Annotated in this window: 9 protein-coding genes; 6 read left to right on the forward strand and 3 right to left on the reverse strand. The window is 56.7% G+C overall.

The genetic code is table 11. The features are described from left to right. Positions 1 to 22: 22 nt before the first annotated feature. The gene (locus PMI28_RS09580; protein ID WP_007989047.1) at positions 23 to 856 is read left to right on the forward strand and encodes a phosphatase PAP2 family protein; all 834 of its coding nucleotides are present in this window, start codon (positions 23 to 25) and stop codon (positions 854 to 856) included. A 321-nt stretch (positions 857 to 1177) separates the two neighbouring features. Next, complete coding sequence (locus PMI28_RS09575) at positions 1178 to 2119, forward strand: metallophosphoesterase (RefSeq protein WP_238540704.1); 942 nt, start codon at positions 1178 to 1180, stop codon at positions 2117 to 2119. 179 nt (positions 2120 to 2298) lie between these two features. Here the strand turns inward: PMI28_RS09575 and PMI28_RS09570 are convergent, their stop codons facing one another. Then, positions 2299 to 3705, reverse strand: coding sequence for a DUF2252 domain-containing protein (locus PMI28_RS09570; RefSeq protein WP_007989050.1), 1407 nt, complete (start codon positions 3703 to 3705; stop codon positions 2299 to 2301). Positions 3706 to 3847: 142 nt separating this feature from the next. Here PMI28_RS09570 and PMI28_RS09565 point away from each other — a divergent pair, with 142 nt between their 5' ends. The 3 genes from PMI28_RS09565 to PMI28_RS09555 are packed head-to-tail and all read left to right on the forward strand — an operon-like array spanning position 3848 to position 6263. Continuing rightward, a complete protein-coding gene (locus PMI28_RS09565; protein ID WP_007989052.1) occupies positions 3848 to 4768 on the forward strand; it encodes a YeeE/YedE thiosulfate transporter family protein in 921 nt (306 codons plus the stop codon). Between the two features lie 47 nt (positions 4769 to 4815). After that, positions 4816 to 5067: a helix-turn-helix domain-containing protein gene (locus PMI28_RS09560; protein ID WP_007989054.1), complete on the forward strand. Its 252-nt coding sequence runs from the start codon at positions 4816 to 4818 to the stop codon at positions 5065 to 5067. Continuing rightward, on the forward strand, positions 5064 to 6263 hold the full coding sequence (locus tag PMI28_RS09555; protein ID WP_007989056.1) for a type II toxin-antitoxin system HipA family toxin: 1200 nt from the start codon (positions 5064 to 5066) through the stop codon (positions 6261 to 6263). The genes PMI28_RS09560 and PMI28_RS09555 overlap by 4 nt, the downstream gene beginning before the upstream one ends. A 65-nt stretch (positions 6264 to 6328) precedes the next feature. Here the strand turns inward: PMI28_RS09555 and PMI28_RS09550 are convergent, their stop codons facing one another. Then, on the reverse strand, positions 6329 to 6577 hold the full coding sequence (locus tag PMI28_RS09550) for a hypothetical protein (RefSeq protein WP_007989057.1): 249 nt from the start codon (positions 6575 to 6577) through the stop codon (positions 6329 to 6331). A 1-nt stretch (position 6578) separates the two neighbouring features. Further along, a complete protein-coding gene (locus tag PMI28_RS09545; protein WP_007989059.1) occupies positions 6579 to 6941 on the reverse strand; it encodes a DUF6124 family protein in 363 nt (120 codons plus the stop codon). A 622-nt stretch (positions 6942 to 7563) separates the two neighbouring features. Here PMI28_RS09545 and PMI28_RS09540 point away from each other — a divergent pair. Continuing rightward, positions 7564 to 7827 (forward strand): hypothetical protein, encoded by a 264-nt coding sequence (locus PMI28_RS09540; RefSeq protein WP_007989062.1) that lies wholly within the window; start codon positions 7564 to 7566, stop codon positions 7825 to 7827. Positions 7828 to 8045: the final 218 nt, after the last annotated feature.

Below are 8045 nucleotides of genomic sequence, written 5' to 3' on the forward strand. Positions count from 1 at the left end.
TCTTTTTGAATCAGGATTCACAATGCTGACCGCTTCTCGCTACCGCTTTTACTGGGTGAATTTCGGTATTCCTCTGGCCTGCGCGGTCGTGGTGTTCCTGATGTTCGACATGACCAAAATCGACATCGCGTTCAACAACTATTTTTTTGATCCGCTGACGCAGACGTACCCGCTGGACCAGGTTCATCTGTTCGAAAAAATTACCCATAAGTGGGCGCGGATCATCCCGAACTGGACGGGCGAGATTGCGATTATCGGGGCCTTGCTGTCATTTCTCTGGCCGCGCCTGAAGGCCGAAAAGCATTCGAAAATCATCGCCTTCCTGGAAAAAATCAAAGTCGCACCGGTGCTGCGCTTTGCCACCCGGCACCGTCGCGATTTTCTCTACGTGGTGTTCGCGTTCTCCATCAGCACCGGGGTAATTCACTACCTCAAGGGCCACACCAGCGTGTACTGCCCGATCGAGACCACCCTGTACGGCGGCAAAATGGAGCACGTCGAGTGGTACGAGAATTTCGACCTGCTGAAAGTTGCCGGTCCGGGGCGCTGCTGGCCGGGCGGGCACGCGTCGGGCGGGTTCACCATGCTGGCGTTGTACTTCGTGGCTCGTCGCTACCGCTGGCGCTATTCGAAAGCGATCATGTACGGCTCGCTGACCCTCGGTTTCATCTATGGCACCACGCGGGTACTGCAAGGCTGGCACTACATGTCCCACACCTTATGGGCCGGGATCTTTGTGTGGCTGGCGTGTTTGCTGACGGCGCTGGCGTTTTACGGGCGGGCACGGCTGGAAATGCCGGTGCTCAAGAGCAGGGAAAAAACGGTGTTGCCGGCTCAGCCTCAGTCTGTGAATTGAGCTGACGATTGAACCGCAAAACCCGCAATCCGAAAGGGCTGCGGGTTTTTTGTTGTCCGGGATTCCGTGAAGAACCAAAAAACAGGCCGAGAAAAAGTATACGGAACGATTTCTTAACAAAATGTGAACAAATACTGTGATCCATTGGGGGTGTAGATCGCTCTTCATTTCGCCACCCTGCCTGGCTTTCCAAGCCCTGTGAGCCCCTGATTGAAACGCACAGTTTCCCCCTCGATTTCTGCAAAACGTTCGGTGCCTGTAAGGATCGTGCTTTGCTCCGGCGTCGCTCTCGTTGTTCTGTTATTCGTCGGTGGTTTTTGGTTGTTCACGCCACCATCGCCCTATGTTCCGCTGAGCGGTCTGGACCCTGCATCGGTTTCGATGATCGCGGTGGGTGACCAGGGCAGTGGTGACTTGCAGCAGTGGCGGGTGGGGCAAGCCATGGAGCGGGTTGCGTCCAGAGAGGGGCGCCTGGACATGGTGGTGTTCCTGGGCGACAACTTCTACGGCAAGCCATTGACCAGTACCCACGACTTCCACTGGGAAACCCGATTCGAGCGTGTCTATTGGGGACACTGGCTTAGCCATGTGCCGTCTTACGCGGTGCTGGGTAACCACGATTACCCGGTGTCGCAAAAATACGAAATTGAGTACGGCCAACAGCACAAGGGTTCGGGTCGCTGGCAGATGCCGGCGAATTTCTACGTCAGGGATTTCGGTAACGTCGACGGGCGGCCATTGGTGCGGATGGTGTTCCTCGATACCTCGGCGCCACGTGAACGTTTGCAGCAGCAAATCGACTTTATCGATCAGGCGTTCCAGGCACCCGGACCTGCTCCGGTTTGGCGAATAGCCGCGTCCCATCACCCGGTGCGCAATCAAGGCGAGCATGGCGAGGAGTCGGATCTGGTCACCCGGCTCTTGCCAGTGCTGGAACGCAACCACGTCGATATGCTTTTGTCAGGTCATGACCACAACCAGCAATTGCTGTTGCGTGCAGGTGAACCCGCGTGGGTCATTTCCGGGGCGGGTGGCAAGAGGCTGAGTGCTGTGAACGAGCCAACACCGGATAGCACGTTTACTGCTTCGCGGGCTGGTTTTGCCAAACTCGACCTGAGTGCCACTCAATTGCGGCTGGGTTATTACAACGACCGAGGCGAGCTGGAATCCGGCTATCGCTGGGCCAGAGACTGCCAGTGGATGGCCAAAGGCTGTTTGCTGCCCGAGCAATCGGAAGGGAGCGTCGTGCGGTTGGCACAGTGATGGACGGATACAACCGGTGGTGGCTGTCAGGCCAGTTCGCAGGCAAAAAAAAGCCCGCGGGAGGGCGGGCAAACCGTAGTTTCTTGAATGAGCGCGGGCAATGTACAGGTAGCAGCGGAGCAATGGGGTGAAGAAAAATTCATCTCGATCAACGCCCCGCGCCAGCGCTTGCGATACGGCTATGGCAAATGATCCGCGGTAAAGTCGGCTTCCGACCGTGCACGCAATCGACCCTTGCGACAGGCTTGCTGGAACTGCTCGAAATCGCGCTCGTTCTGCTCGGTATAGCCTTGGGCATATTTATAGAACGCGTCGGCCAGTGCGTCGCTCTTGCCGATGTAGCCGCTGATCACCGCCGCGCGCCCGGAAGACTTGGCGTGGGCGCGAGCCAGGGCCCGGCCACAGAGCCGGCCATAGGCCGCGAATGCGTCGCCGTCGAAGGTCTCGAGTTCGGCGGAGATTTTCATATCGCGCAATTGCCGCACATAGAAATGTCGCCCGCTGGGACCGGTGGTCCAGCCTAGGAACAAGTCGCTGGCCGATTGCATCAACCGCTGACCGTCGACCACCCGCTGCCCCTCATGCCGCACCCGTGACTTGGTCTTCACGTAGCCCGTGAGCACCGAACGCCGTGCTTCCTTGAATTGCAGGAACAGCGGGAACTCTTGATCGTCGGTCAACAGCGCCACCAGACAACGGGTGCCGACACTGCCGACGCCCACCACTTTGAACGCCATGTCTTGAACGTGAAACCGCGAGACCAGATCGCGACGGTCCGCTTGCAGGGTGCCGCGATAGTCGCGCATGAAGGTGTCGTAGAGCGGGCGCCAGTCCGAGAGGCGCAACCAGTCATCATCGGCGCCCAGCAGCGTAGTGTTTTTATGCAGGTGGAAAATTTCCGGCAGGTCATCGCGAATGATCAGACGACCATGGGCGTCGCGTTCGCTGATTTTTGGCAGCAGTTCGGCATGGGCGCGACGTTCGGCTTTGGCAATGGCGCGTTCCACATGTTCCAGGGTGCTTTTGTTGGCCTGCGCCAGCAGGTCGTCATAGCTGATGGATTCGTACCAGGTTTCCAGCGCACTCTGTTCGGCGCACTCCAGCATGGTCTGCTGATAGGCTTGCACCACTTCGTGGCAGATCGTTTCCTCAACGGATTCCCCATGGCGCAAGTCGCGGGCGGCCACCAGGAAGCTCGCAACCAGGCGTTTCAAGTCCCACTCCCACGGCCCGGGATGGGCTTCGTCGAAGTCGTTGACGCTGAACAGCAGGTTGCGTTCGGGCGTTGCGAAACCACCGAAATTCATCAGGTGGCAATCACCACAAATCGGCAAAACCAACCCCATGTTCGAAGTGCCCGCCAGGTCGTGGGCCTGCAACAGTGCGTTGCCACGATAGAAGGTGAAAGGCGACACCAGCATGCGCCCGTAGCGCAACTCCACCAGTGATTTGATGCGGCCTTCACTCGACACCTTGATCAGCGGAATTGGGTCGCGGTCAACATTTCCCAGGGTTGCCTGTGAACTGCGCGGGCAGTTCTTGCGCGCATCCCTGCCTTGTTTCAAGCGAGCTGTCAGGGTGGTCATGAGGGCCTATTCGACAGGTGTTGTAGGGCATATGCGGATTGAGTGTAGAAGGGCTTTTCGGGGGCATCCGAAGTGTTTGCGCAGCGGCTACGCTCTCTCTCAGGCATCGGCACGATGTCACTGACCGGAGACAGGGAGGCCTGTGCTTTCACTGCTGATTTCGCTGTTGTTGGCGTTCCTTGTCGGCTGGGTGTCCCAACGCATGGGCATGTGTCTGGTCAACGCCATGGGGCTGCTGCTCAAGCGCCGGCCGACCCTGTTCGTGTCGTTGGTCAGTTGCGGTTTGTTCGGCCTGTTGCTCGCGCCGTTCTACGCCTTGTTTGGCGTCAGTCAGCCGTTGTTCATTCCCGAGGTCGGCTACTTATCGCTGGTCGGTGGCGGGCTGTTGTTCGGCCTTGCCTCGGTGCTCAATGACGGATGCAGCGTCGGCACCCTGACCAAACTCGCCAGCGGCAACCTCAACAAGGTCTTCACCATCCTCGGCTGGGTGCTGGGCATCGTGCTGTGGCATCACCTGAACATGCTGACCGAACACCGGGCGCTGCAAATGCCGATGATTACTAGCCGCCATTACTGGCTGGTTATCGGCATCGTGCTGCTGATTTTGCTGTTTTTAATCCGGATCCACGGCGACAAACACCTGGTGCTGTCGAGCCTGCTGCTGGGCGCACTGACCAGCGCCCTCTACACCTTCGAACCGCAGTGGACGCCCAGCGTGTTCTTTTACGATCTCTCGCAAATGTTCTGGTTGCCGGGCGAAAACATGCTGACCCGGCAACGTGTCGCGGTGTTCAGCCTGTTGCTGGGGGGCATGCTCTGTTACACATTGCATCGTCGTACGTTCAACTATCAACGGTTCGAAGCGATGACGGCAGGCAGGCATTTACTGGCCGGCGTACTCATGGGGACCGGTGCCTCGATGATGCTGGGTGGAAATGACTCGCAGATATTGTTGGTGTTTCCGACGCTGACCTGGGTGGGCGCTGTGCCGTTGGTGTCGATTGTGTTGGGGATATTGGTGGGGGTTTGGGTGAGGCGGGTGAGTAAGGCATATTCGCAATAATGTTCTGTATACGATACATTTAAAAATAAATGTCACGGTAGCTGAACATGGAATACGTCCTGCTGATCTCTCGACTCGGTAGCCAAATACGTGAAACCCGTATCAGGCGCGGCCTGACACAAGCTCGACTTGCTGAGCTCGCCGGTTTGACGCGGCAGAAAGTCATTGCTGTCGAGAAGGGTACCCATAGTGTTGCCATGAACGCTTATGCAAGAGTCTTGAGCGCTTTGGACTGCGAGCTCGCCGTTGTTCCGGCGACGATGCCGACCCTTGAAGAGCTTGGGGAGTTGTTCGAATGAAAATGGCCTCCCTCAAAGTCAGTACGCCAGAGGGCCATAGCGGCCGAATCCTCACCAGCGGCGATGATTTTATTTTCCGCTATCAAGAAGACGCATTGCCCAACACGGCCGTCAGTCTGTCAATGCCTGTGCGTGCTGACGAGTTTCGTAGACGGGATCTGCATCCCGTATTCCAGATGAATCTCCCTGAAGGCTATATGTTGGAGCAGTTGCGCAATCGCCTGGCGAAAACCGTAAACGTCGATCCAATGTTGCTGCTTGCTCTTTCTGGCAGCAGTTCGCCTATTGGCAGGGTTCAGGTGCATTCCGAAGCCGTTGATGCCTTGTTGGGTGAGCAGCAGTTCCCTGGAGAAAAACTCGAAGAAATTCTCACGTGGGATGGTACGGAAGATATCTTCGCCGACTTGCTTGATCGCTATATTTTGAGGGCCGGTATTTCGGGTGTTCAGCCAAAGGTGCTGGTGCCGGAGCAGCAGGATTTCGAGTTACGACGAGCCACCTCGAAAACCTCGGACTTGATTATCAAGAGTGGCCGCGAAGAATTTCCAGGACTGGCCATCAATGAGTTCCTTTGCATGTCCATTGCCAGGGAAGCGGGTATTTCCGTTCCGGAGTTTTACCTGTCCGACAATGCCAAGCTGTTTGTCATGCGTCGCTTTGACCGGGATGACCAACTCAACCCGATTGGTTTTGAGGACATGGCAGCCTTGATGGGGCTTTCGGCCGATCAGAAGTACAGCAAAAGCTATGCAGCCATTGCCAAAGCGATTCGGCTGTTTTGTCCGGCAAACAATCAACGAACGTCTCTTGATCAACTTTTCGATTGCGTAGCGCTGAGCTGCATCGTTGGGAACGGCGATGCTCATTTGAAGAACTTCGGCTTGCTCTATTCGGAGCCGACCCAACGTGACGCCCGCCTCGCGCCGGCATACGACATCGTTAATACAACGGCCTACATTCCTGAAGACGTATTGGCGCTGGACCTGGTGGGTAACAAGTCGTTGTTTGCTTCCCGCCAGGGACTGTTGGAGTTTGCACTGACGTGTGAGGTCGACCGTCCCAAGGAGCGAATTCAGAGTTTACTGGCTGCGGTTGAGGTAGTGCTTGAACGCTACTCACGGTTTCGGGAACTAGCGCCTGATGTGGTGCGGGCAATACAACACGCGGCAGCACCTTTCGCCCTGACGTTTGGCTAATTTCAATGCCATAGGCAGGTGATGAAAATGGGAAATCTCAATGAGATCGCCCATTTTTTCAAGGATCAAATTTGCATCTGCAGCCGCCGTCCAACCACATCCAGCAAGTCGCAACCATCGCGCAGGGACGTCACCAGCACCCGCGCCAGTTCGCTGTAAACGCCTTCGTTTGCTGCGAGGTTCTCCAGCAGTTGCGTCGCGGTGCGAATGCGATAGGCAGCTGTTTCGTGCAGCACATCCAGTGGAGCCTCGGTGTCGATCAGCAGCGAAGCAATAGTGCAGTCGATGCCGGTAATGGGCATGAATCTATCCATCTCAAGCCTCCGCTTCATCGAGTGGCGCGATGTTGTCCAGCGCCCGGTTCACCAGTAATTCAGCCAACACTGCCAGTTGCTGGATCGCCAACGCGATGTTGCGACGTGAGCTCTCAAGCTCACAGGCCAGGTCAGTGCTCATGACGTTGAGCGAGGCGAGGGTTTCGCTGGCGTGGGTGAGCAGGGACGGTGTGTCGATGTTGGGGCGGATGGTGAAGACGTGGCTGACGGGGTCGAGGTGATTGGGGTTACGGAAGCGGGCGCTGATGGCGGGCTCGGTGGTTTCGGAGAGGTTGGATAAGTCGATATTGTCTTCAGCTAAATTAGTTGGGGATTCCGGGGGATTAGGGCTGTTCTTCTTCAAGATGGCATTCCTCACACTGTTTAGAGAAGCTGCCATTACCTGCTGTCAAACAGGATTGGGTGGCAGCTATACGCGGGTTGACAGACCGGAAGTGTGAGAACCCGGTGCACCCGAAGATGCCCCGCGCACAGCCGCCATAATCGTGACTACATGCGCGAAAGCACGTCGCCGGATCTGGAGATGTGAAGGGTACACTTTTCAGCCTGTCAAAGCCGATCGCTGATTTGCAGCGACCCCTGAAGGCTATCCGCGAGGAGCAGCCTGCGCCAGTTCATGAAAGGCGATGCGTTTTGCGGGAAATTTCCTAGGACGTGGTGAAGTCGGCGCAAGTGCTGGGTGCGACTTGTTAGCTTCGAATGGCGGGGCATGCCGGGTGCTCGATGCTGGACTGATTTTGCTATGTGTCACCGCGCACATACGCAAAAGCCTGGTCGTTACCGATATCCATTTTGCAATCATGCACATAACAGCCTTGCCCGACTGCCTGTGTGGCCCTATCGTCAGATTTCACGTACCGCAAAGTGCTTTAGTGAGTTGTGAGCGTACGATGTAATGCACGTTTTCGCTGAATTCTTGGGTGGGCGAACGAAGCGACTGAGCGATTGGGAACTGGAGAAAAATCATGATTCGTAAGCACTACTTGAAAGCCCTGGCGATGCTGCTAATCGCCACTGGCGTGCAGTGGGTGACGCTACCTGCCTACGCGACCGAGCAGGGTGAACAGCGGCGTGAAGCTCGCGATACCAGGCAGGAAGGGCGCTCCACTGCCCGGCAAACCAAGGATGATTGCAGAAAGGGCAATGACAAGAGCAATGCAGACTGTCGCCAGGACAAGCGCAGTACCAAGCAAGATACCCGTCGCACAGCCCGGGACATCAAGTACTGATCGTTAACGGGAATAGCTCAATCGTTCCACGCCTCGTGTCGCCACCTGGGCCATGCGCTCTCCAAAGCGCTGCTTTTCATGTGCGAACCGGTAAGCCCACAGCCCTAATGCCGATCAGCTAGGCGAACCCAGACGCTACGCCTTCCTTGTAGCAGCTGCCGAAGGCTGCGTCCGGCTGCGCAGCAGTCGTAAATCTGGCTTGCACGATCTCTCTGACG

It is taken from the genome of Pseudomonas sp. GM48, assembly GCF_000282335.1.
GTDB lineage: Bacteria > Pseudomonadota > Gammaproteobacteria > Pseudomonadales > Pseudomonadaceae > Aquipseudomonas.